Source organism: Mesorhizobium sp. BR1-1-16, from assembly GCF_020165495.1.
Taxonomy (GTDB): domain Bacteria; phylum Pseudomonadota; class Alphaproteobacteria; order Rhizobiales; family Kaistiaceae; genus Kaistia.
On sequence record NZ_JAIUIE010000004.1, the window covers coordinates 382422 to 404693 of the forward strand.

At 64.9% G+C, this 22272-nt stretch carries 21 protein-coding genes; 7 read left to right on the top strand and 14 right to left on the bottom strand.

Annotation, left to right across the window (positions count from 1 at the left end):
- Positions 1–126 precede the first annotated feature (126 nt).
- Both LB518_RS12530 and phaZ read right to left on the bottom strand, forming a co-directional pair.
- Positions 127–585: a DUF2852 domain-containing protein gene (locus tag LB518_RS12530; RefSeq protein WP_224577840.1), complete on the bottom strand. Its 459-nt coding sequence runs from the start codon at positions 583–585 to the stop codon at positions 127–129.
- Positions 586–685: 100 nt separating this feature from the next.
- On the bottom strand, positions 686–2224 hold the full coding sequence (gene phaZ / locus LB518_RS12535; RefSeq protein WP_224577841.1) for a polyhydroxyalkanoate depolymerase: 1539 nt from the start codon (positions 2222–2224) through the stop codon (positions 686–688).
- A 231-nt stretch (positions 2225–2455) separates the two neighbouring features.
- On the opposite strand from phaZ, the gene LB518_RS12540 reads away from it, so the two are divergent.
- Positions 2456–3832 (top strand): ActS/PrrB/RegB family redox-sensitive histidine kinase, encoded by a 1377-nt coding sequence (locus tag LB518_RS12540; protein WP_286198689.1) that lies wholly within the window; start codon positions 2456–2458, stop codon positions 3830–3832.
- Positions 3833–3970: 138 nt separating this feature from the next.
- On the top strand, positions 3971–4528 hold the full coding sequence (locus tag LB518_RS12545; RefSeq protein WP_073054214.1) for an ActR/PrrA/RegA family redox response regulator transcription factor: 558 nt from the start codon (positions 3971–3973) through the stop codon (positions 4526–4528).
- 163 nt (positions 4529–4691) lie between these two features.
- On the opposite strand, the gene rlmN is transcribed toward LB518_RS12545, so the two are convergent.
- Both rlmN and LB518_RS12555 read right to left on the bottom strand, forming a co-directional pair.
- Positions 4692–5918: a dual-specificity RNA methyltransferase RlmN gene (gene rlmN, locus LB518_RS12550; RefSeq protein ID WP_224577843.1), complete on the bottom strand. Its 1227-nt coding sequence runs from the start codon at positions 5916–5918 to the stop codon at positions 4692–4694.
- A 151-nt stretch (positions 5919–6069) separates the two neighbouring features.
- Positions 6070–6804, bottom strand: a complete 735-nt coding sequence (locus LB518_RS12555; protein WP_224577844.1) for a carbonic anhydrase — start codon at positions 6802–6804, stop codon at positions 6070–6072.
- A 247-nt stretch (positions 6805–7051) separates the two neighbouring features.
- Between LB518_RS12555 and LB518_RS12560 the strand changes: the two genes are divergently transcribed.
- Positions 7052–8143: a choloylglycine hydrolase family protein gene (locus tag LB518_RS12560; RefSeq protein WP_224577845.1), complete on the top strand. Its 1092-nt coding sequence runs from the start codon at positions 7052–7054 to the stop codon at positions 8141–8143.
- Between the two features lie 43 nt (positions 8144–8186).
- Here the strand turns inward: LB518_RS12560 and LB518_RS12565 are convergent, their stop codons facing one another.
- Positions 8187–8798, bottom strand: a complete 612-nt coding sequence (locus LB518_RS12565; RefSeq protein ID WP_224577846.1) for a TetR/AcrR family transcriptional regulator — start codon at positions 8796–8798, stop codon at positions 8187–8189.
- 247 nt (positions 8799–9045) lie between these two features.
- Here LB518_RS12565 and LB518_RS12570 point away from each other — a divergent pair, with 247 nt between their 5' ends.
- The gene (locus tag LB518_RS12570; protein ID WP_224577847.1) at positions 9046–10569 is read left to right on the top strand and encodes an MFS transporter; all 1524 of its coding nucleotides are present in this window, start codon (positions 9046–9048) and stop codon (positions 10567–10569) included.
- Between the two features lie 33 nt (positions 10570–10602).
- Here the strand turns inward: LB518_RS12570 and prmB are convergent, their stop codons facing one another.
- The 7 genes from prmB to LB518_RS12605 all read right to left on the bottom strand — a co-directional run bounded on the left by prmB (position 10603) and on the right by LB518_RS12605 (position 15812).
- The gene (prmB, locus tag LB518_RS12575) at positions 10603–11562 is read right to left on the bottom strand and encodes a 50S ribosomal protein L3 N(5)-glutamine methyltransferase (RefSeq protein ID WP_224577848.1); all 960 of its coding nucleotides are present in this window, start codon (positions 11560–11562) and stop codon (positions 10603–10605) included.
- A gap of 36 nt (positions 11563–11598) precedes the next feature.
- Entirely contained in the window at positions 11599–12819 is a 1221-nt protein-coding gene (locus LB518_RS12580) for an alpha/beta hydrolase family protein (RefSeq protein WP_224577849.1), read from the bottom strand.
- 123 nt (positions 12820–12942) lie between these two features.
- Complete coding sequence (locus tag LB518_RS12585) at positions 12943–13695, bottom strand: hypothetical protein (RefSeq protein WP_224577850.1); 753 nt, start codon at positions 13693–13695, stop codon at positions 12943–12945.
- Positions 13696–13877: 182 nt separating this feature from the next.
- Positions 13878–14273: a CopM family metallochaperone gene (copM, locus tag LB518_RS12590; protein WP_224577873.1), complete on the bottom strand. Its 396-nt coding sequence runs from the start codon at positions 14271–14273 to the stop codon at positions 13878–13880.
- Positions 14274–14356: 83 nt separating this feature from the next.
- Positions 14357–14698 (bottom strand): hypothetical protein, encoded by a 342-nt coding sequence (locus tag LB518_RS12595; protein WP_224577851.1) that lies wholly within the window; start codon positions 14696–14698, stop codon positions 14357–14359.
- 31 nt (positions 14699–14729) lie between these two features.
- On the bottom strand, positions 14730–15242 hold the full coding sequence (locus LB518_RS12600; protein WP_224577852.1) for a GNAT family N-acetyltransferase: 513 nt from the start codon (positions 15240–15242) through the stop codon (positions 14730–14732).
- A gap of 3 nt (positions 15243–15245) precedes the next feature.
- On the bottom strand, positions 15246–15812 hold the full coding sequence (locus LB518_RS12605) for a GNAT family N-acetyltransferase (RefSeq protein WP_224577853.1): 567 nt from the start codon (positions 15810–15812) through the stop codon (positions 15246–15248).
- 116 nt (positions 15813–15928) lie between these two features.
- On the opposite strand from LB518_RS12605, the gene LB518_RS12610 reads away from it, so the two are divergent.
- The 3 genes from LB518_RS12610 to LB518_RS12620 are packed head-to-tail and all read left to right on the top strand — an operon-like array spanning position 15929 to position 19530.
- Positions 15929–16837, top strand: a complete 909-nt coding sequence (locus LB518_RS12610) for a LysR family transcriptional regulator (RefSeq protein ID WP_224577854.1) — start codon at positions 15929–15931, stop codon at positions 16835–16837.
- Positions 16838–16893: 56 nt separating this feature from the next.
- Positions 16894–18699 (top strand): translation elongation factor 4, encoded by a 1806-nt coding sequence (lepA, locus tag LB518_RS12615; RefSeq protein WP_224577855.1) that lies wholly within the window; start codon positions 16894–16896, stop codon positions 18697–18699.
- Between the two features lie 30 nt (positions 18700–18729).
- On the top strand, positions 18730–19530 hold the full coding sequence (locus tag LB518_RS12620) for an endonuclease/exonuclease/phosphatase family protein (RefSeq protein ID WP_224577856.1): 801 nt from the start codon (positions 18730–18732) through the stop codon (positions 19528–19530).
- A gap of 74 nt (positions 19531–19604) precedes the next feature.
- On the opposite strand, the gene LB518_RS12625 is transcribed toward LB518_RS12620, so the two are convergent.
- Both LB518_RS12625 and LB518_RS12630 read right to left on the bottom strand, forming a co-directional pair.
- The gene (locus LB518_RS12625) at positions 19605–20072 is read right to left on the bottom strand and encodes a VOC family protein (protein ID WP_224577857.1); all 468 of its coding nucleotides are present in this window, start codon (positions 20070–20072) and stop codon (positions 19605–19607) included.
- Positions 20073–20503: 431 nt separating this feature from the next.
- Positions 20504–22111 (bottom strand): hypothetical protein, encoded by a 1608-nt coding sequence (locus tag LB518_RS12630; RefSeq protein ID WP_224577858.1) that lies wholly within the window; start codon positions 22109–22111, stop codon positions 20504–20506.
- Positions 22112–22272: the final 161 nt, after the last annotated feature.

Genomic DNA, 22272 nt, shown 5'->3' on the forward strand with positions numbered 1-22272 from the left:
CCTGGTCCGCGCTGCCGGTCCGCTCCGGCCGGCCGATTCGCTTCAGGTGATTCTTGCATGAAAAAGGCCGGGCATCGCTGCCCGGCCGCATCCCTTGTCACCCGACATCGGGTGGCCGTCCGTCGATCAGAGGTCGATGACCGTATCGTCGCCATTCTGGCGCGTCTCGCTCGCCGGCGCTTGGCGGGCGCGGCTGCGATCGGCCTTGAAGCGATCGAACTCCTCCTGGTCGCGGGCACGGCGCAGGTTCGTCATGAACGCCTCGAACTCGGCGCGCTCGCTGTCAAGCTTGCGGCGCTCTTCCTCGAGGCGCTTCAGCTCGGCCGCGCGGTAGGCGTCGAACGCCGAATTGCCGCTCTGATACGAGCTGCCGGCATTCCAGCGCTTCGAACCGCAACCGCCGAATGAGCGCTTGAAATCATCCCGGACACCCTCCGCGCTGCGGCGGAACTCGGGCAGGCGGTCGCCCCAGATGATGTAGGCGAGCATGGCGAGACCGAGCGGCCAGAACACGACGAAGCCGAGGACCATCAGCGCAATGGTGAGCGGCGTCCAGCCCGGACGCAAGGCCTGAGTATGGGTCATGGATCCCTTTCCTTCCTGGAAATCCCCAACGGGAATTGAGGTGGGAAGGGCATGCCCCCAGTTCAAGAAAAATCGGACGGGGCGCGCGGACGCGCGCCGTTCAGGCGGTGCGCTCGCCCGCCAGCTCTGCAGCCTGCTCGACCCAGCGGTCACGGGCAATGCGGCCCTTGAAGGCGAGGCGGCCGTCGAGTTCCTCGATCTGAGCGGCCGTCAGCCCGGCCAGTTGCCAGAAGTGGAAGATGCCGATGGCGTTCAGCGTCTGCTCGAGCTTCGGGCCGACACCGGCGATCTCCTTCAGATCGTCGGCAGCGCCTTTCGGCTTGGCGAGGACGATGGCCGCCAGCGTATCGGCCGCCTTCGCGGAGGGCTTGGCGGCGACGCGCGGCGCGGCGGCCGGCAAGCGCCGGTTATGCGTCAGGATGAAATCGCCGATGCGCGGCGCGATCTCGGCCCGGAAGCGCGAGCCGTTGAAGACGCCGTAATGGCCGACCTTCGGCTGCACGTAATGCGCGCGCATGTCGTCGGGAATGTTCACGCAGAGCCGCTGCGCCGCCTCGGTCTGGCCGACGCCGGAGATGTCGTCGTTCTCGCCCTCGACGGTGAGCAGCGCCACATTGCGGATGGCCGTGGGATCGACCGGCGTGTCGCGATGCATCATCTCGCCCTTCGGCAGGGCATGCTTGATGAACACCGCATCGACGGTCTGCAGGTAGAATTCGGCCGAAAGATCCATGACCGCGAGATACTCGTCATAGAAATCGCGATGCTTGGTCTGGTTGTCGCCATCGCCGGCGACGAGATGGCCGAAGAACTCCTTATGGGCGTTCACATGGCGGTCCATGTTCATCGACATGAAGCCGGAAAGCTGCAGGAAGCCCGGATAGACGTCCCGCATGAAGCCGGGATGGGGAAACGGCACCTTCATCACGACATTGTCGCGGAACCAGTCGATCGTCTTGCCCTCGGCGAGCTTGTTGACGGCCGTCGGATTGATGCGCGTATCGATTGGCCCGCCCATCAGCGTCATGGTGCGCGGCGCATAGGGATCGCCCTTGGCTTCCATCACCGAAACGGCCGCGAGCACCGGCACAGCCGGCTGGCAGACTGCGACCACATGCGTGTCGCCGCCAAGCGCATGCAGGATCGAGATGAGATAGTCGATATAATCATCGAGATCGAAGCTGCCATCGCTGAGCGGAACCGCGCGGGCGTCGATCCAGTCGGTGATATAGACCTCGTGCTTCGGCAGCATCGCCTCGACGGTGCCGCGCAGCAGCGTCGCATAGTGCCCGGACATCGGTGCGACGATCAGGAGCTTCGGGTCGTTGCGCGGCCGGTCGAGGCTGCGCTCGAAATGGATGAGATTGCAGAACGGCCGCTTCCAGACGACGCGCTCGGTGACGGCGACGCGCGTGCCGCTGACCAGCGTCGTCGGCAGGCCGAAGGCCGGCTTGCCATAGCGGCGGGTCACGCGTTCGAACAGTTCGAGGCCCGCCGACCAGTTCTTGCCGACCGGCGACTGGGCAAACGGATTGAGCGGATTCTGTAAGGCGAGCTTCATGACATCGGCCGCCGCGCGCAGGGGCGTCATCGCGGCATGGTGCAGTTCATAAAGCTGGTAATAGGAGAAAGGCGTCATTCGACGGTCCGTCTGCCGCTCGGCGGAAGCTGGAAGTCGGCCATGACCGTCGGGCAGAGGCGGGGCCGGCTCTTTTTGCGCCGCAATATGTAAGGACGAATTTCTTCGCCGCGCAAGTCTCGTGGGCAAGTCTCGTGGGCAAGTCATGTCTCCGGCGCGACGGCACCGGACGCCGGCCATGCTATGCTCATCGGCAAAGCCGGCTGAGAATGGGGAGCCCCTGACATGACGATGGCCGAGGAAAGCCTGCCCTCGCAGAACGCCAACCAGCCGCGCCTCAAGCTCGATACGCTGGTGCGGCTGCGCTGGCTTGCCGTCGCCGGGCAGACGGCGGCCGTGGTGATCGTCCGCTTCTGGCTCGATTTCCCGATGCCGCTCGGCTTTTGCCTCGGCGCGATCGCCCTTTCCGCTTGGCTCAATCTGTTCCTGAAGATCCGCTATCCCTCGAGCCTCCGCCTCAAGGGCCGCACCGCGGCCTTGCTGCTCGCCTATGACGTGCTGCAGCTTTCGGCGCTGCTCTATCTGACCGGCGGGCTGCAGAACCCGTTCTCGATCCTTCTGATCGTCCCCGTGATGGTCTCGGCGACGACGCTCGATCCGCGCCTGACGATCGCGCTTGGCGCGCTGGTGCTCGCCGCCGTCAGCGTGCTGGCCGTGTTCCATCTGCCATTGCCCTGGACCGGGGAGCCGATCAGCCTGCCGCTGACCTATGTCGCGGGCGTCTGGGTGGCGCTGGTCTCGGGCGTGTTCTTCATGGGCAACTATGCCTTCCGCGTCGCCGAGGAATCGCGACAGCTCGCCGAAGCATTGGCGGCGACCGAGCTGGTGCTGGCGCGCGAGCAGCATCTTTCGGCACTTGACGGACTTGCGGCAGCGGCGGCGCATGAACTCGGCACGCCGCTGGCGACCATCGCCCTCGTCACCAAGGAGCTGCAGCGCGAGCTGCCGCCCGACAGTCCCTATGCCGAGGACGTCGCGCTGCTGCGCAGCCAGTCCGCCCGATGCCGCGATATCCTCAGCAAGCTCACCTCGCTTTCGACCCAGACCGACCAGCATCTCGACCGGCTGCCGATCAGCCATCTGATCGCCGAGGTCGTGGAGCCGCATCAGGGCACGGGCGTGCGCATCGAGGTTCGCCTCGTCGGCAAGTCCGGACCCGAGCCTGTCGGCCGCCGGAACCCGGCCGTGATGTATGGCGTCGGCAATCTGCTCGAGAATGCCGTCGATTTCGCCGAAAGCCTGGTCGAGGTCTCGGCCGTCTGGACAGAGGATAGCGTTTCGCTCGTCATCGCCGATGACGGGCCGGGCTTCGCCCCCGACGTGATCGACCATATCGGCGAACCCTATGTCACGACGCGCGCGCCCTCGGGCGTCGAAGGCGAGGAACGCGCAGGCGGCCTCGGGCTCGGCTTCTTCATCGCCAAGACCTTGCTGGAGCGCTCGCATGCGCGGGTCGAGCTCTCCAACCGGTTGTCGCCGGCCCATGGCGCGATCGTTCGCATCGACTGGCCGCGCCATGCGATGGACCGCGAAGCGATCAAGGAAGCGGCCGCCGCGGAGGCCCGGGAGCGCGAGGAAAAGGGTCGCCGGCCGCTCGCGGCGAGCTGATATGCATCAGACCGCGCATTGCGGCGATTTGCCGTCTATGATCGCAAGTAACGCGCGGGGTTGGCGGAAGCGCCTCCGCTTCCTATAACCCGGCCAAGAGGAACGAAACCAATGAACGGGGGGCCGAGGCAGGATCCGATGACGGATATCGACAGCGCCGGGCTGGCCGGCACAGACACGTCGCTCATCATCGTCGATGACGACAAGGCATTTCTCCAGCGCCTCGCCCGCGCCATGGAGACACGCGGCTTCGCGGTCGAGACCGCCGACACCGTGGCAGAGGGCATGCGCAAGGTCGATCAGCGGCCGCCGGCCTATGCGGTCGTCGACATGCGGCTCGAGGACGGCAACGGGCTCGACGTGATCGAACTGATCCGCCGCAAGCGGCCGGAATCGCGGATGGTCGTGCTGACCGGCTACGGCAATATCGCCACCGCCGTCACGGCGGTGAAGCTCGGCGCGGTCGATTATCTCGCAAAGCCCGCCGATGCCGACGAGGTGTTCCTGGCTCTGACGCGCGACCCGACCGAAAAGGCCGTGCCGCCCGACAATCCGATGTCGGCCGACCGCGTCCGCTGGGAGCACATCCAGCGCGTCTACGAGCTTTGCGAGCGCAATGTCTCCGAGACGGCGCGGCGGCTCAACATGCACCGCCGCACGCTGCAGCGCATTCTCGCCAAGCGCGCGCCGCGCTGAGGGGATAAGGCACGGCAAGTGAAGTCCCTCACCCCTACCCTCTCCCCAAGGGAGAGGGGGTCCCTGAGGACGACACCCTCTGCCGATGAAGAGCTCCGCTTCCCCCTCTCCCTTGGGGAGAGGGTAGGGGTGAGGGCCCTTCCGGACGCCCAACCAGAAGACGCTACTCCTCGGTATCCGCCATCATCGCCTCGAGCGCGAGGCGCTCGCGTGCCCGCATCCGCTCGCTCTCGCTCTTCAGCTGGCCGCAGGCGGCGAGGATGTCGCGGCCGCGCGGCGTGCGGATCGGCGAGGCATAGCCGGCGCGGTTGACGATGTCGGAGAAGGCCTCGATCGTCTCCCAGTCCGAGCACTGGTAGTTGACGCCCGGCCAGGGATTGAACGGGATCAGGTTGATCTTGGCCGGAATGCCCTTCAGAAGCCGCACCAGCTCGCGCGCATCGGCCGGGCTGTCATTGACGTCCTTCAGCATCACATATTCGAACGTGATGCGGCGGGCGTTCGAGAGGCCGGGATAGTTGCGGCAGGCCTCGAGCAGCTCGGCGATCGGATATTTCCGGTTGAGGGGCACCAGCATGTCGCGCAGATCATCGCGCACCGCATGCAGCGAGATCGCCAGCATCGAGCCGATCTCGGCGCCGGCGCGCGGGATTTCCGGCACGACACCCGAGGTCGACAGCGTGATGCGGCGCTTCGAGAGCGAAAGACCTTCGCCATCGGAGGCGATCAGGAGCGCCTCCTTGACGTTGTCGAAATTATAGAGCGGCTCGCCCATGCCCATCATGACGATGTTCGAGACGAGGCGGCCTTCCGAGGGAACGGCCGCGCCAACCGGCGTCGACCGATCCGGGAAATCGCCGAGACGGTCGCGGGCGACGAGGATCTGGCCGACGATCTCTTCGGCGGTCAGGTTGCGGACGAGCTTCTGCGTGCCGGTGTGGCAGAACGAGCAAGTGAGCGTGCAGCCGACCTGCGAGGAGACGCAGAGCGTACCGCGCCCGATCTCCGGGATATAGACGGTCTCGATCTCGACCGGACGCCCGGCGCCACGCGCCGGAAAGCGCATCAGCCATTTGCGCGTGCCATCCTCCGAGACCTGCTCGGTGACGATCTCGGGCCGCTTCAGCGTGAAGGCGCCGGCGAGCGTCGCGCGCATGTCCTTGGAGACGTTGAGCATGTCGCCGAAATCGGTCACGCCGCGCGCATAGATCCAGTTCCAGATCTGCGCGGTACGCATGCGGATCTGCTTCTGCTCGATGCCGATGCGCTGAAGCTCGGCGCCGATGCCGGCGCGCGACAGGCCGACCAGCGACGGCGTCTCGGCGGGAGGTGCACGTCGGGTAGCGATGGAAGCCGCGGCTTCGGGCGCGGCGGCAACGGATGCGGTCATGGCGAAATCCGGCTCGGGGCCGCCCCGGCGCTGTGGCGCAACGGGACCGGCGGCATGGATGTTGGCCGCCTCTTATCACATCCTGGCAGGAGAATCAGGCGTTTTGCGGCCGAGCCCTGCAATGGCCCGGCCGCTTGCCTTCAAGAGCCGCTCAGTAGAACTCCACCTCGCCGCCGACGAGATGGTACATGCTGCCGACGATCTTGATCTTGCCGTCGTCCTCGAGCTTCTTGAGCACCGGACTGTTGGCGCGGATCTGCTCCATCGTCATCTCGACATTGGTCCGCGCAACCGCGTCGACGAAGTCGTAATTGCTGCCCTTGCGGTCGCCGTCATATTTCGTGCGCGGGATGGCCGGCTTGATCTTGTCGAGCAGCCCGGTGAGGTTGCCGAGCTCGGCGCCATCGATCGCACCGCGAATGGCGCCGCACGACGTGTGGCCCATGACGAGCACGACCTTGGCGCCGGTGACGGCGCAGGCGAACTCCATGCTGCCGAGGATGTCATCGTTCTGGATGTTGCCGGCGACGCGCGCGTTGAAGGTTTCGCCGATGCCGGTATCGAGCAGGATTTCGGCCGGCGTGCGGGAATCGATGCAGCTGAGGATCACGGCGGCCGGGAACTGGCCGTTGGCCGTCGCGCGCTTCTGCGCCCGATAGTCGTGCTCGATCATCTTGCCTTCGCGGAAACGGCGATTGCCTTCCTTGAAGCTGGCGATGATCTCGTCAGGCGTCATCGCGTCGCGCTGCTCCTTCGTCATCGCGGCCGCATAGGAAAGCGTCGGCATCGCCATGGTGGCAAGACCCGTCGCAGCCACAGCAGAGAAGGTCGCGGTGCGCTTGAAGAACGTGCGGCGATCAAGGCCGCTGGCAGACGTCTCACACATGATGGCTATAATCCTCCCGTTTAAGCCGTTTTGCGATTTTCGTAGAGCGTGGAAACCAAGTCTACGCGCCGCCCTCCTCACATGGCAGCGCTGCAATTACCGGTAGAGCGACGAGTATATCAGCACGTTAATCACCTCAGTCAAATGATCCGCAAATTCGCATCAAAAAGACGGATGATCGTCAAGCGCGCGTCCCCCTTTTGGCGCTAAGGTGGAGCGCGCCGTACATCTTCGGAGGAGAACCGCCATGCTTCGCACTTTGGCCGCGACGCTTTCACTGGCCATCATGACCCACGCCGCGCTGGCCTGCACGGCGGTGGACATCACCGCCGCGGACAAGTCCGTCGTGTCCGGCCGGACGATGGAGTGGGCGTTCGACATGAAATGGACGCTGGAGAGCGTGCCGAAGGGCACAACCTTCACGCTGCCGGCGCCGAAGGGCATGGCGGAGAAGACCGTGACCACGACCTATGCGCTGGCCGGCATCAGCGCCAACATCATCCCTGGCGGCGCGATCCTGGAAGGACAGAACGAAGCCGGGCTCGGCATGAGCGGCAATTTCCTGCCGGGCTTTACCACCTATCAAGAGGTGACGCCGGCCGACCAGAACTATGTCGAGATCCTCTCCTTCGGCAAATGGGCGCTCGGCAGCTTCAAGGATGTCGCCAGCGTCAAGGCCGCGCTCGAAAAGACCAAGGTCTGGACCGACCCGGCCCTGCCGACCGGGCCGACGCCGCCCTATATTCATTTCATCTTCACCGATCGCAGCGGCGCCGGGATCGTCGTCGAATATGTCGATGGCGAGGTTCAGATCCACGACAATGCCGCGCATGTCCTCACCAACGCGCCGACCTATGACTGGCACCTCACCAATCTGCGCAACTATGTGAACCTTTCATCCGTCGGCGTCTCCAACCGGCAATTCGGCACCGCCAATGTCACGGCCATCGGCCAGGGCGGCGGCACCACGGGCCTGCCGGGCGATTTCACGCCGCCATCGCGCTTCGTGCGCGCCGCCTTCATGCGCCATTCCGTGCCTGAGCCGAAGGATGCCGGCGAGGCCGTCCAGACCATCACGCATGTGCTGAACACGGTCGATATTCCGATCGGCGTCGCGGAATCGAAGGACGGCGATCAGGTGGTCTCGGACTACACCCAGTGGGTGTCGATCAAGGACCTGACCAACAACAAGCTGACGATTTCGGACTATGCGCACCGCACCAGCTATCTGACGATCGACCTCGCGCCGATCTTCGCGAGCAGCCAGCCGATGTCGAAACTGGTTACGGCACTGCCCTATCCGGCCGCCACCGTCGGCGTCGAGGCGCTCGCGCCCTGATCATTGACGGCGGACGGTCCGAAAGGCTGTCCGCCGCTTCGGATCACCCCTGCGTCGAGGTGATCGCGTCCCAGCCGAGCATTGCGCTGCGGGCGACCGCGGCGAGGGTGTCGGCGTCGGCGCCATCGCGCGCCTCGATCGACATGCCCTTGATCACCGTGGCGAAGAAGGCGGTGACGCGGTCGAGATCGAGGCTATCAGGCAACTCGCCATCGGCGACGCCGCGTGCGAGGCGGGCGCGGATGCGACTCGCCATGTCGCGGCGCTGGTCGCAGAGATATTGCTGCGCCGCATCGGTCTCGGGACCGCCATTGGTGGCGCCGAGCGTCATGAAACAGCCGGCGGGCTTGTGAGGCTGGGTACACGACCGGGCGCTGGCCTGCAGCATCGCTGCAATCGACTCGCGCGTCGAAAGGTCCCCCTCCAGCATCTCCAGCGTGCAGGCATCGTCCGTCTCGGCATAGAGACAGACGGCCTCCTTGAAGAGCTGTTCCTTGGAGCCGAAGGCGGCATAAAGGCTCGGCGGGTTGATGCTCATCGCCTCGGTCAGTTCGGCGATCGACGCCCCGGCATAGCCGCGCGCCCAAAAGACATCCATCGCCTGCTGAAGGGCGGCGTCGCGATCGAAACCGCGTGGCCTGCCACGAGCACCCATCCTGCACATCCTCGAGAAAGGCCCTTGCAGCGGGCCCGATCTCATTTCTGTTATGATCACTAAATAAAAGGCTTGACGGCTGGAATCAAGGGTTTATTCTTTGTGTATCGATCCCTACAAATAAGGGATCGCCGACGGCGGTTCACCGTCGCCAGGCTGCGCGGCGCCTCTCCCGCCGCGCAGCCTGGACCCATTTCGCTGCGCAGCGCGCTCATTGCCTGCGGCTTCAAACTGCAAGAGACCCGTCATGACCGACGCATCCCCCGATGCGGCGCGGAAGAAGGCGTTTATTCTCGCCTCCATCTTCCTCGTCGCCGTCACCATCCCGATCTCCTTCACCGGACCGGCCGTCGCCATCCCGGCCATTGGCGCCGATCTCGGCGGCAGCGTCATCACGCTCAACTGGATCGTTTCCGGATTCATGCTGGCCATCGGCTCGACCGTGATGCTGGGCGGCGCGCTCGCGGATCAATATGGCCGCAAGCGGATGTTCATCATCGGCATGGCCGGCTTCACGCTCGCCTCCTTCGTCATCGGCTTCGCGCCGAGCGTGCTGGCGCTCGACCTGATGCGCGGCGTGCAGGGCGTCGCCGGCGCCATTGCCCTTTCAGCCGGCTTCGCGGCGCTGGCGCAGGAATTCGAGGGCCCGGCCCGCACCCGTGCGCTCGGCATGATCGGTTCCGGCTTCGGTATCGGTATCGCTTTCGGGCCGATCATCGCCGGCCTCCTGATCGCCTCGTTCGGCTGGCGCGCCATCTTCTTCGCCGCCGCAGCAGCCGGCGCGCTCATCCTCGCCCTCGGGGCGCCGCGGCTGCGGGAGACGCGTGATCCCGGCGCGACGCGGATCGACAGCCTCGGCGCCGCGACCTTCACGGCGATGCTGGTGGCGCTGATCTTCGCGATCATGGAAGGCCCGGACCTCGGCTTCGATCATCCGCTGGTCATCGGCCTGTTCGCACTGGCCGGCGCGCTGCTCATCACCTTCATCACGGTGGAGAAGCTCGCCACCCGGCCGATGCTCGATCTCTCGCTCTTCACCTATGGCCGGTTCGTCGGCATCCAGGCATTGCCGGTCGCGGTCGCCTATTCCTTCGTCGTGCCGCTGTTCCTGCTGCCGATCCGCTTCGTGCGGGTCGAGGGCATGAGCGAGCTGCAGGCGGGCCTGATGCTGCTGCCCCTGTCGGCGCCGATCGCCATCGTGCCGTTCACCGCGGCCAATCTCGCGCGCTTCATTCCGGCGGGCCTCCTGGCCTCTGGCGGGCTGGTGCTTTCAGCCGCCGGACTGGTGTGGCTGGCGGCGATCGCTCCGGGTGCCGCGGCGATGGCCTTCGTGCCGCCGCTGCTCCTTGTCGGCATTGGCGCCGGCATACCCTGGGGCCTGATGGATGATCTCGCCATCTCCGTCGTGCCGACGGAGCGGGCTGGCATGGCAACCGGCATTTTCGGCACCATGCGGGTTGCCGGCGAGACCGTGGCGATCGCGGTGATCGGCGCCGTCCTCGCCGCCTTTGTCGGCGCGAGCCTCCCCGGTACCGGCACCGCCATCGAGGGCCTCGCGCTCGCCGTCGCCAATGGCGCGTTCGAGGACGCAGCGCGGCTCGCGCCCAGCGTGCCGCATGCGGTCTTCGCCGCCGCCTATGGCAGCGCCTTCCGCGCGACGATGCTGATCGCCGCCGGCGTCACCTTCGCCGCGGCGGTGGTGACCTTCCTCGCTCTCGTCCGCCGGCCGGGTCCACGCCGGCGCGAACGGATGCTGGAAATCGAGGCCTGATCCTCTGTGCCCCGGCCGGCAACGGCCGGGGCGCTACTCAACCGCGCCGATGGTGCTCGAAGGCTGCACACCAAGCGCCTCGGCCGGCAGCCAGAACACTTCGCCTTCGCTCTCCTCGGTGTCGAGCCAGAGGAAGGGCATATCCGGATATTCGGCCTCGATGATCTCGCGGCCGGCGCCGATCTCGCACAGAAGCCCGCCGCCCGGATTGAGATGGGCGCCGGCCTCGCCGAGGATACGGCGGACGATATCGAGCCCGTCGAGCCCGGAGCCGAGCGCCATCGCTGGCTCATGGCGATATTCGGCCGGCAGTTCGTCCATCGCGACTTCATCGACATAAGGCGGGTTGGTCAGGATCAGATCATAGGTCTGGCCTTCGAGCGGTCCGAAAAGATCGCCCTCGATCAGCGAGATGCGGGCGCCCTGGCCGCGCTCGGCGACATTGATCGCCGCAACTTCGAGCGCTTCCGGCGAAAGTTCGACTGCGTCGATGTCGGCATTCTCGAACACCTCGGCCGCGAGGATGGCGATCGCACCCGAGCCGGTGCAGAGATCGAGCACGCTCTCGATCGAGCCGGTGTCCTCGACGAGAGTGAAATCATCGCCGCCGAACAGTTCCGAGAACAGCAATTCGCCGATGAAGGAACGCGGCACGATCACGCGCTCGTCGACATAGAGCGGAATGCCCTGAACATAAGCGCGGTTGAGCAGATAGGCGCTCGGCTTGCGGGTCGTCACGCGTGCCTCGATCAGGCCGGCGAGACGAACCCGCTCCTCCGGCAGCAGCTTTGCGTCGAGGAAAGGCTCGAGCTGGTCGATCGGCAGCTTGAGTCCCTCGAGCACCAGATACGCGGCCTCATCGAAGGCCGTCGACGCGCCATGACCATGGGCGAGCCCGGCGGCGCCGAACCGGCTGACGGCATAGCGCAGGAAGTCACGCAGGGTGACGAGATGATCGGTGGCGGGGCTTGGGGCGGGGCTTTGGTCGGTCACGTCTCGGCTCGCAGGTTCATGGCTGTGGTCCCCCTACTAGCCCACCTTTCCGGCGAATACATCGTCCAGCCAGTCGAATGTGCGACGGTTGAGCAGCGAGCGGTTGCCCATTTCACAATGGCCCCCGGCGCCTTCGGCGCTCGAAAAGCGGATCAGCGTCTTCGGGCAGGTCAGCGCCTCACAGGCCGCCGGCCCGCCTTTCGCCAGCCCATCCTCTTCGGCCACCGTGATCAGCGTCGGACAACGGATCGCGTGGAGCCGATCTTCGACCGTGAACGCCTCGGAAACCTTGAGATAGTCGGCAAGCGTCGCGACGCCGTGCACCCAGAAGGCGCGCTTCCGGATCTTCCAGGTGAGACCGGGATCAGCAGCGATGACGCTTTCCATCGCGGCAATGATCGCCGGGTTCATATGGCCGAGATCGGATGCCTCCTCGGCGGTCGCGCCGAACTTCATCGCCATGGCCCGGATCCCGGTCGCAAGGCTCGGCAGGAATGGATCGGCAATGAGCGCAGCCAGACGCGGCTCGCCAGCGGCAGCCCGCGGAGCGAGATAGCCGCCAAGGCTCCAGCCGTTCAGGACGATGCGGGCGGGATCGACGAGCGGATGATCGACCATCGCATCCACCACCGCGCCGATGACGGTTTCCCAGTCGGCGCGGAGCGGCAGGCCATGTTCGTAGAGCATGCCGCCCTGCCCCGGCCCGTCGAAGATGAGGCTGTGATAGCCCCGCCGCGATGCCGCGACCGCCGAGGCGAACAACATGTCCGTGACCGTCGCGTCATAGCCATTGGTGAAGATGACCAGCGGCCGCACTGCGTCGGCATGCGCCGCAGCCGGCACGAACCAGGCCGGCATGGCGACGCCCTCAAACGGAACCTCCAACCGTTGCGGCCACGGATCGGAGAGCGCGAAGGCGCGCTCCATGATCTCGATCTGCCGCCGCCAGGTCGCCAGCAGGCGCGGATCGGTCGGGGCGCCATAGAGCGGATGATAGGAGGCGGCCAGAAAGGCGCTGGCGCGCAGATAGAGTTCGCGCGCGCTCTCCGCCCGGCCGGCGCGCTCGGCGGCCTCGCCCTCAGTGATATTGCGCTCGGCAGCCTTCAGGAAAGCGGCGTGGAAGGCCGTGTCGTCGCCGTGTCCGACGTCCCTCCCGATCGCTGCGATCTCGCCGAAATCCGGCCCGCCATAAGGAATATAGGCGAGCAGCCAGCTGGCGAATTCGTCATGAAGGTGGTCTTCGAACAGCAATCCCATGACGGCCTCGGTTCAGATCAGCGGGCGCAGTCTCGGATAAAGGCCGACGCCTCGCCCTGCGGCGGATACGCCGGGGCCTGCTCAAGGCGTTCGAGCAGGCCCCGCACGTCATGTTCTGACGCCTTACTGGCCCTTGGCCTTCAGGCGCTTGTTGCAGTCGCTCCAGAACTGCGGCCACTTCGCGCCGGCGGGCAGCTTGCCAGCGGCTTTCTGCGCCTGCCAATCGGAGCCGCAGGCGCGCATGCGCGCCCAGGCCGCCTTCTGGCCCGGTGTCGGCTCCTTCTTGCCGGCGAGCGGCTTGGCAGGATCGATCTTGGCGGCGGCTTCCGGATCGGGCAGCGGCGCGCCGAGCTCCTCGTCATCCATTTTCGCGGCCTTCGCGGTCGCCTTCGCCGGCATCGTCGTGTCGGGATGCGCCGCCGCATAGTCCTTGGCGCACTGGCTCCAGAACTTCGGCCAGGTCTGCCCGGCCGGGATCTTGTCGTCAGCCTTCAGCTTGGCCCACTGGTCGGAACACGCCTGCATGGCCGGCGACTTGCCCTTGCCGGAAGTCGCGGCGTCCTCGGCCGGCGGCGGTGTTGCAGCGGCGGCTGCCTTGGCCTTCTTGGCCGGCGGCGGCTCGGCCGGCGCAGCGGCTGTGGTTTCTGCCGCGGCAGCAGCATCGGCCGGATGTGCCGCCGCATAGTCCTTGGCGCACTGGCTCCAGAATTTCGGCCAGGTCTGACCCGCCGGTACCTTATCGTCGGCCTTCAGCTGCGACCACTGATCGGAACAGGCCTGCATGGCCGGCGACTTCGTCGCTGCCACGGCCGCGCCTGCAGCAATACATAGCGCAAATCCGGCCGTCATTGCGGCCAGTCGGACTGCAAACGTCATGATGCGATGCCCTCCCCCGAGCGCGCGCCGACATGGCGCTACGCCGTTGTCCCGCTGAGGGAACAACTCGGCATCGCAGCTGTCAACGACCGACGCGCGCTCGGGATCCCGGCGGGGTCGGCAGAGGCTGTCCGGGCGGCCCGGCGGTATAACCAGGTCGCCCGGTTCAGCGTCCGGCGGCGCTACTTCGCCTCGCCGCCATTCTTGGCAAGCCAGGCCTGCATGAACGCGATCTCGTCGTCCTGGGCCTTGATGATGCCCTCGGCCAGCTTCCGGATTTCCGGATCCTTGCCATATTCGAGTTCGATCTTCGCCATGGCGATGGCACCCTGATGATGCGGGATCATGCCGCGCACGAAATCAACGTCGACATTGCCGCTATATTGGATGGCCATGTCCTTCATCATCACGGCATCGGCCGCCTTGAAGGCCTTCGTCGAGGGCGCGGCGTCCTTGTCCGTGCCCTCCATCTGCATGCCGTCATGGTTCATGCCGTCGTGATTCATCATTTCCTCGGCGGAAACGGCGAGGGGCACGGCCAGCAGCGCGGCGGCGAAAAGGAGCGTCTTGAGCTTCATCATGGTCAAATCCTGATCGATAGGGGCGACAGAGATCGATCGCGGCCGATACGGCCGGCGACGATCGCGCGGGAATCCATCGATCAGGCGCGGGGCGGCGGCGGCTCCGGCGAGGGGATGCCGGCATGGGGGGCAATGTCGGATGCAGGCCGCAGCCAGATCATGGCGAGCCGCAGAGGCTGGCTCTCCGTCGCCTCTGCGAGGACGCCCGAGCCGATGCCGAAGCAACAGAGCATGAAGGCCAGCGCCTTGCCGCTGCCGACCGACGAATGGTCCGCGACGGGAGCGGCCTGGTGGTGCGGGCAATCGGCCGCTGCCATCTCCGTCATCGCGGCCCCCGGCAGCATGCCCGCTTCGGCGATGCTGGCAAGCAGCATGCCGGCAAGGGCGAGCAGGACGAGGGCGATGCCGATGGCGCGACGCATGGCGCAATGCTGGTCCGCGCGCAAGGCGTCGTCAAGGCGTCGGCGATGACGGTGCCGCGAGGCGCTTTTCCATCAGGATGAGATCGAGATAGGCGCCAAACTTGAACCCGACTTCGCCAAGGCGGCCGGTCGCCACGAAACCCTGCCGCGCATGCAGGCGGACCGAGGCCTCGTTGCCCGCCGTGATCGCCGCGATCATCACGTGCTTGTCCGCTGCTGTCGCATCGGCGACGAGCGCCGCGAGCAGCGCCGCCCCGGCGCCGTTGCCACGCGCCGAACTGGCCACATAGACCGAATTCTCGACCGTGAAGCGATAACCCTGGAAAGGGCGGAAATCGCCATAGGAGGCATAGCCGAGCACCCTGTCGCCTTCGGTTGCGACGAAGACCGGATAGCCCTGCCCCCGACGCGCCGCGAACCATGCCCGGCGGTTGTCGAGATCGACGGTGTCGTCGTTCCAGATCGCGGTCGTATGGAGCACGGCGTCATTATAGATCGCGAGGATCGCCGGCAGATCGTCCTCTCCGGCCATGCGGATATCCATCGCTCAGGCTCCCGCGATTTCTTTGTAGAAGATGGTGGCGCCCGAGGGCCGCCCGTCCGGCGTCAGCGCATAGCCGGGGATGGTGCCGACTTCGGTCCAGCCGCAGGCGGCATAGAGGGCGTGGCCGGCGCTGCCGGTTTCCGTATCGAGCACCAGCAGCGTGCGGCCGGCGGCACTGGCGGCCTCTTCCGCCGCCGTCAGCAGCCGCCGCCCGAGCCCGCGACGGCGCATCGACGAATGCACCAGCATCTTGCCGATATCGGCGCGGTGCGGCTGGTTCGGCTGATGCGCGAAGGTGACGACCACCGTGCCGACGATATCCTCACCGCGCATGGCGACGATCAGGATGCGCTGCCCCTCCGCGATCAACGCCAGCTGGCCGCGCCAGAACCGCGCCGCATCGGCCGCGCTGAAGCCATGCATGAAGTTGACCGAGGCGCCGCTCGCGACGACATCGGCGAGGAGCGAGCCGAGACCAGGCAGCGCCGCTTCGGCATCGGAAGCCGAGAGCACGCGGAGCGCGACCTCGTCCCCAGGCGGAGCGCCATCGACATCATCGGACTTCGGCATCGCAAGCGCCTTCCTGATCGGGATCGCTATCATCCCTATCGCGCCGATCCATCACACGTGTCAATCTAAGCCCATGGAGTTATAAGCTTTTCCAAAGTGTCGCATTGGATTTCCCGATGGATATCGATCAGCTGCGCAGCTTCGACCGGATCGTGCGCGACGGCAGCTTCACCAAGGCGGCGGCGCGGCTCAACGTGACGCAGGCGACGATCTCGATGCGCATCAAGGCGCTCGAAAGCGCGGCTGGCGGTGCGCTGTTCGCACGCGGCCGCAAGGTGGCGCTGACCGAACGCGGCCAGGCCTTCCTGCCCTATGCCCGCCGCATCCTCTCGACGCTCGTCGAGAGCGAGGAGGCGATGCGCAGCATGGATCGCGGCCATCTGACACTCGCGACGCTGCGCAGCGTCGTGCCGACGCTGGTGACACGGCCGGTCAGCGACTTCCTTGCCGCCCATCCGCGCGTGGCGCTCGATGTCGAAGAGGGCCGCCACCGCGACATCGCCGAATGGCTGCATGACCGGCGCGTCGATCTCGCCATCATCGCCTGGCCGAATGTCGATCCGCTGCTCGATCCGCTTGAGCCGCTCGCGCTCTTCAGCGAGAAGGCGCGGCTGGTGGCAGCGCCCGCCCTTGCCGCCGCGATCGGCCCCGCGCCGACGCTCGACCGCGTCTTCGAGATCGCGCCGCGCTTCGTGACGCATCTGTGGTGGCAGGTGACGCCGGAGGCGATCCTCGCCATGAACCGGCGCGCGCGGACGACCTCGCTGATGCCGCTCGAACCGAGCCGGGATCTCATCGATGCCGGCGCGGCGATCGGCCATCTCCTGGCGCCGCAGGTCGAACCGGACATTGCCAGCGGCCGGCTCGTCGAAATCGAGCCCGTCGACATGCCGCCGATGACGCGCCGTTCGGCGCTCGTCGCGGGCTTTGCCGAGGCCGCCGCGCGTCCGCTCGTGGCCGACCTTGCGGCCCGCCTCATCGCCCGCGCAGAAGCGCTTCGGATCCTCGAGGCCGATCGCCGCTGAAAAACGTGCCGTTTCGGCGCTTTGCCGGGCCCGGCCTTGATGCTATTGAGCGCGCCATGAGCACCGTGCCCTTCGACAATATCCGCAATTTCTCGATCGTCGCCCATATCGATCATGGCAAGTCGACGCTTGCCGACCGGCTGATTCAGCTCACCGGCGGGCTGACCGACCGCGAGATGACCAACCAGGTGCTCGATTCGATGGAAATCGAGCGCGAGCGCGGCATCACGATCAAGGCCCAGACCGTTCGACTCCACTACAAGGCCAAGGACGGCAAGACCTATGTCCTGAACCTCATGGACACGCCCGGCCATGTCGACTTCGCCTATGAGGTCTCGCGCTCGCTCGCGGCCTGCGAAGGCGCGCTGCTGGTCGTCGATGCCTCGCAAGGCGTCGAGGCGCAGACGCTGGCCAACGTCTATCAGGCGATCGACAACAATCTCGAGATCGTCACCGTCCTCAACAAGGTCGACCTTCCCGCCGCCGAGCCGGAGCGCATCCGCGCGCAGGTCGAGGAAGTCATCGGCATCGATGCTTCCAGAGCCGTTCTCATCTCGGCCAAGACCGGCCTCGGCGTCGAGAATGTGCTCGAGGCGATCGTCACCGACCTGCCCGGCCCGAAGGGCGATCCCGATGCGCCGCTGAAGGCGCTCCTGGTCGATAGCTGGTACGACACCTATCTCGGCGTCGTCGTGCTGGTGCGCGTCATCGACGGGCGACTCTCGAAGGGCGCGCATATCCGCATGATGCGCGCCGACGCCGCCTATGATGTCGAGCGCGTCGGGTTCTTCACGCCGAAGATGGTCGCCGTCGACAGCTTGGGCCCCGGCGAGATCGGCTTCTTCACCGGCTCGATCAAGGAAGTCGCCGATACCCGCGTCGGCGACACGATCACCGACGCCCGCAAGCCGACCGCCGAAGCGCTGCCGGGCTTCCGTCCGGCCCAGCCGGTCGTCTTCTGCGGCCTCTTTCCTGCCGATGCGGCGCAGTTCGAGGAACTGCGCGCCGCGATGGGCAAGCTGCGCCTCAACGACGCCTCGTTCTCGTTCGAGATGGAAACCTCGGCCGCGCTCGGCTTCGGCTTCCGCTGCGGCTTTCTCGGCCTGCTGCATCTCGAGATCATCCAGGAGCGGCTGGAGCGCGAGTTCAATCTCGACCTGATCGCGACCGCGCCGTCCGTCGTCTACAAGCTGCTGCTCACCGACGGCTCCGAGATGGAGCTGCACAACCCGGCCGACATGCCCGATCCGATGAAGATCGAGGAAATCAAGGAGCCGTGGATCCGCGCCACGATCCTCACGCCGGACGACTATCTCGGCGCGATCCTGAAGCTGTGCCAGGAGCGGCGCGGCGTGCAGGCCGATCTTTCCTATGTCGGCGCGCGCGCGATGGTCACCTATGACCTGCCGCTCAACGAAGTGGTGTTCGATTTCTATGACCGGCTGAAATCGGTCTCGAAGGGCTATGCCTCGTTCGATTACCACCTTTCCGACTACAAGGCCGGCGATCTCGTCAAGCTGCAGATCCTCGTCAATGCCGAGCCGGTCGACGCGCTCTCGATGCTCGTCCACCGCACGCAGGCCGACCGGCGCGGCCGCGCGATGTGCGAGAAGCTGAAGGACCTCATCCCGCAGCACCTCTTCGTCATCCCGATCCAGGCCGCGATCGGCGGCAAGATCATCGCCCGCGAAACCGTCAAGGCGATGCGCAAGGACGTGACGGCCAAGTGCTATGGCGGCGACATCACCCGCAAGCGCAAGCTCCTCGACAAGCAGAAAGAGGGCAAGCGCAAGATGCGCCAGTTCGGCAAGGTCGACATCCCCCAGGAAGCCTTCATCGCCGCGCTGAAGATGGACGAGTAGGCGCCGCGCACAGCCCCGGAGCAAGGCGTCATGAAGGTCATGAGCCTCAATGGCTGGGGCGGTACGCTCGGCGACGAACTGCTGGCCTATCTGGTCGCTGCCGATCCCGACATGCTCTGCCTGCAGGAGGTGATATCAACGCCGGCCTCCGGCGCTGAGGTGCTCACCTATCGCGACGGCGATCATGTCCTGCCGCAACGCGCCAATCTCTTCCGCGAGGTCGCCGAAGTCCTGCCGGATCACGTCGCCCTGTTCTGCCCCGCGGCGCAGGGCGTGCTCTATGACGGCGACCGCGCGGTGCCATCGCAATGGGGCCTCGCGACCTTCGTGCGCCGCGCCTTCCCCATCATCGGCCAGGCGCAGGGCTTCGTACACAAGGGCTTTTCCCCAAATGGCTATGGCGATCATCCGCGCTCGCGCGTCGCCCATGTCGTGCGCCTCTGGGATTTCGCCCGTGACCGCGCCGTGACGATCGGCCAGATGCACGGCCTCCGCGATCTCGCCGGCAAGCACGACACGCCGGAACGCCGCGCCCAGGCGGAGCGCCTCGCCGTCCTGTTCTCATCGCTCGCCGAACCTGACGACGCGCAGATCCTCTGCGGCGATTTCAACGTCGAGCCTGAGAGCGAGACCTTGGCCATACTCGGCCGGCTCGGCCTCCGCGACCTCGTCACGGCACGCGGCTTCCCCGGCACGCGCAGTTCGCACTACACCAAGCCCGGCCGCTTCGCCGACTACATGCTGGTCAACGCCCCCCTCGCCGACGCCCCCTTCGACGTCGTCAAGGGACCAGAAGTCTCGGACCATTGCCCGCTGGTGCTGGAGGCGTAGAGCGCAGGCAAGGCCGTCCGGACCGCGCCTTCGCTGTCATTGAGCCCACGAGCAAGCGCCGCGACGAGCGAGAGCTAACGCCGGAGCCATTCCGAATAAGGCCTGACGCCGAAGGCGGCGTCCGCTTCCTCGTCGAGCACGGCGATGAACTCAAGCGAGTGACCGTCCGGATCGGCGAAATATTGCGAGACTGCGGGCATCCAGCCGATCACTTCGGGCTCCTCGGCCGGCTTCCCAGTGAAGCCGAGCGGCTGCACGCCCTTCGCCTTCAACGCCGCGGCGGAGGCGAGCACGCCGTCGACACCCATCGCGAAGGCGAGGTGCAGACGCATCACAAGCGGCCCGGACCCGGTTTCCCAAAGCCCGATCATCCCCGTGCTGCGGCCGGGGACGAAGAAGAAGGCGATGCGCCGCTCCGGAAACACCTTCGCCAGTTCGAGCCCGACGACATCGCGATAAAAGGCGATCGATCGGTCCAGATCGGCCACGGTCAGATGGGTTTCATAGAGCCCGTCGATGAGGGGCATGCGTTCGTCGGTCATAGGGGCGGCCTTTCCATCCAGCCCGGCCTGCCTACAACCTCGACCTAAGTTGAGGTCAAGAGCAGATCTCGGAAGGCTGTGATGCCCCCGCGCCGGCGCCGCCATACCCGCAAGCCGTCACCCCGGCGAAGGCCGGGGTCCAAGCACACAGTCCCCTGGAACATGGATCCCGGCCTTCGCCGGGATGACGGCCGCGAGGGCATGGCCGCTCCTGCTCCCGGCGGCGCTCCTGCAGCGCTGCTGCGGCTCAACTCACCCGCAACAATCCGCGCCGTCATGGCCGGGCTCGTCCCGGCCATCCACGTCTTGCTTCCCGCCATCAAGGCAGCTTCACGTTCCAAGCAAGTCGTGGATGCCCGGGACAAGCCCGGGCATGACGGACGGTCTCAAGCTGAATTGAGCTTGCCCCCATCGCCACCGACACGTTGCGACTATACCTCCTCCGCCGCGGCCCGTGGCCACCACTTGATGATGTCATCCATATACGGGTCGAGACTATGCCCCTTGTCGTCGACTGCATCTGGCGCGACCTGCTGTTGAATGCTCGTCAGTAGCCAACCATAACGCTCCGGCTTTGTCGCCTCGCGCAATGAACGCAAAGCACCAATTGTCGTGCTCGATCTCAAAAGATCGTGAAGGTCATCAATATTGCAGAAGGCCAGTGGAATCTGGTCTTCAAGCTGCATCTCTGGTTCTTTCGACTTGCATAAGTCGCGTGCCCGATTGAGGACATCATCGATCTGATGAGTTGACAACTCGAGCCAAGTATCCATCAACACCACGACGCCTATTGCATCCGCGACTAACTTCCCCTGAGCTACGCTGGTGAGGCCTCGCCGCACTCGGGAGACGAAGCCCCAGATCTGGAATGCGCCCTTAGCTAAATCTTCAAACGCGGGATCCGTTAGCGGGTCGATCGCGTCGCCAAATCTGACGGATATGGGCGCTCTCTTGGCCTTGCACTCTATAACGGCAATTGTTTCGTTGTTCTTGCAGAGAAAAATATCGGGGCTCTTAACCCTATTTTTTCGGAAATTATACTCGAATTCGGAAACGACTTCGATTTCTGGAATATGTGATGACAAAATAAGCTTACAATATTCCTCGAATCTATGAGCAATTTTATTGCGCAATTCACCATCATTGTCAACTAAATCATAATATAAGCCGTTCGTATAACGCTCAACGACCAAATCCGGTAATGGACAGATAATTATATTATCAGTCTCGATCAATAAGCAGGGCCACTGGCGCAAGATCGATAATTGATACGCTGAGTGCGTCGTCACCTGACGCATTGCTGCTGCTTTACGGCGAAGTGACGCTTCAGTCTGAGAATAAAGGGAAAAACACTGGCCCAAAGCCCTCAGGTCAATCTTCGATTTGAGATCCGGCAACGGGCGCACTTGGATAGCCGCATGATTCTGTAGCATTGACGTAATAACAAATCCCGTAAAGCAAAACTCATCTATCGAAACATTGTACTTTCCGAAGAAATGATCGGATGCTTCTTGAAAATTATATAAATAAGCGGACTTGAAAAAGGCCGCCTTGTTCAATTTTCCTCTTTGCCAGTGAAACTGGCGCTGCGCGAGCCGGCGCATTCCATCGAAAACGCTAACCCGACGTAAGGTCAAACCGTCGTCAGCATTCTCTCGATCGTTCATCATCTGCAGAAGCTGCAGAGGCGATGCGAGATTATGCGTATCGAGGTATCTAGACGGGCGGTCATCGCGTCGATGTAGAGGCTTCGACAACAGGTACGCATTGACCAGAGATTCCAGCGTCCACTTATGGATGTTGTGCGGGCCGAGGGCGAACTCAACTGCATATCGCGGTTGTTTGGTGAACCACCGCCAACCAATTTCCTTGCCCTCGCCGATTTTGTCGATCGACCAAATCATGCGGATGAAGTCATCAGATCGATCAACAAGCCCAAGCGATCGGGCCAGACGCTTTTGTGCGGCACCCACTTTCAGACGGAGGTATCCAACCGAACGCTCCCTGGGGTGCGGCTCTTCAAATCCGTCGGAGGTCAAGATCGGCTACTCCATGGGCTTTCTGCGTGAAGTAGACGCAGAAATTCGGATGAGGCGAATTGTGAGCTTACCGAATTGAGCCGCTCGCTCAAACGTGGACAACTAGTCCCGATCCCGCCTGTCTTCTGGTACTCGGTCGACATCCTCCACCCCCCAAAAAT

What these genes read in the sequence shown, in the direction of transcription:
- LB518_RS12530 (WP_224577840.1), bottom strand. Translation starts at nt 585, where the DNA reads ATGACCCATACTCAGGCCTTGCGTCCGGGCTGGACGCCGCTCACCATT.
- phaZ (WP_224577841.1), bottom strand. Translation starts at nt 2,224, where the DNA reads ATGACGCCTTTCTCCTATTACCAGCTTTATGAACTGCACCATGCCGCG.
- LB518_RS12540 (WP_286198689.1), top strand. Translation starts at nt 2,456, where the DNA reads ATGGCCGAGGAAAGCCTGCCCTCGCAGAACGCCAACCAGCCGCGCCTC.
- LB518_RS12545 (WP_073054214.1), top strand. Translation starts at nt 3,971, where the DNA reads ATGACGGATATCGACAGCGCCGGGCTGGCCGGCACAGACACGTCGCTC.
- rlmN (WP_224577843.1), bottom strand. Translation starts at nt 5,918, where the DNA reads ATGACCGCATCCGTTGCCGCCGCGCCCGAAGCCGCGGCTTCCATCGCT.
- LB518_RS12555 (WP_224577844.1), bottom strand. Translation starts at nt 6,804, where the DNA reads ATGTGTGAGACGTCTGCCAGCGGCCTTGATCGCCGCACGTTCTTCAAG.
- LB518_RS12560 (WP_224577845.1), top strand. Translation starts at nt 7,052, where the DNA reads ATGCTTCGCACTTTGGCCGCGACGCTTTCACTGGCCATCATGACCCAC.
- LB518_RS12565 (WP_224577846.1), bottom strand. Translation starts at nt 8,798, where the DNA reads ATGGGTGCTCGTGGCAGGCCACGCGGTTTCGATCGCGACGCCGCCCTT.
- LB518_RS12570 (WP_224577847.1), top strand. Translation starts at nt 9,046, where the DNA reads ATGACCGACGCATCCCCCGATGCGGCGCGGAAGAAGGCGTTTATTCTC.
- LB518_RS12580 (WP_224577849.1), bottom strand. Translation starts at nt 12,819, where the DNA reads ATGGGATTGCTGTTCGAAGACCACCTTCATGACGAATTCGCCAGCTGG.
- LB518_RS12585 (WP_224577850.1), bottom strand. Translation starts at nt 13,695, where the DNA reads ATGACGTTTGCAGTCCGACTGGCCGCAATGACGGCCGGATTTGCGCTA.
- copM (WP_224577873.1), bottom strand. Translation starts at nt 14,273, where the DNA reads ATGAAGCTCAAGACGCTCCTTTTCGCCGCCGCGCTGCTGGCCGTGCCC.
- LB518_RS12595 (WP_224577851.1), bottom strand. Translation starts at nt 14,698, where the DNA reads ATGCGTCGCGCCATCGGCATCGCCCTCGTCCTGCTCGCCCTTGCCGGC.
- LB518_RS12600 (WP_224577852.1), bottom strand. Translation starts at nt 15,242, where the DNA reads ATGGATATCCGCATGGCCGGAGAGGACGATCTGCCGGCGATCCTCGCG.
- LB518_RS12605 (WP_224577853.1), bottom strand. Translation starts at nt 15,812, where the DNA reads ATGCCGAAGTCCGATGATGTCGATGGCGCTCCGCCTGGGGACGAGGTC.
- LB518_RS12610 (WP_224577854.1), top strand. Translation starts at nt 15,929, where the DNA reads ATGGATATCGATCAGCTGCGCAGCTTCGACCGGATCGTGCGCGACGGC.
- lepA (WP_224577855.1), top strand. Translation starts at nt 16,894, where the DNA reads ATGAGCACCGTGCCCTTCGACAATATCCGCAATTTCTCGATCGTCGCC.
- LB518_RS12620 (WP_224577856.1), top strand. Translation starts at nt 18,730, where the DNA reads ATGAAGGTCATGAGCCTCAATGGCTGGGGCGGTACGCTCGGCGACGAA.
- LB518_RS12625 (WP_224577857.1), bottom strand. Translation starts at nt 20,072, where the DNA reads ATGACCGACGAACGCATGCCCCTCATCGACGGGCTCTATGAAACCCAT.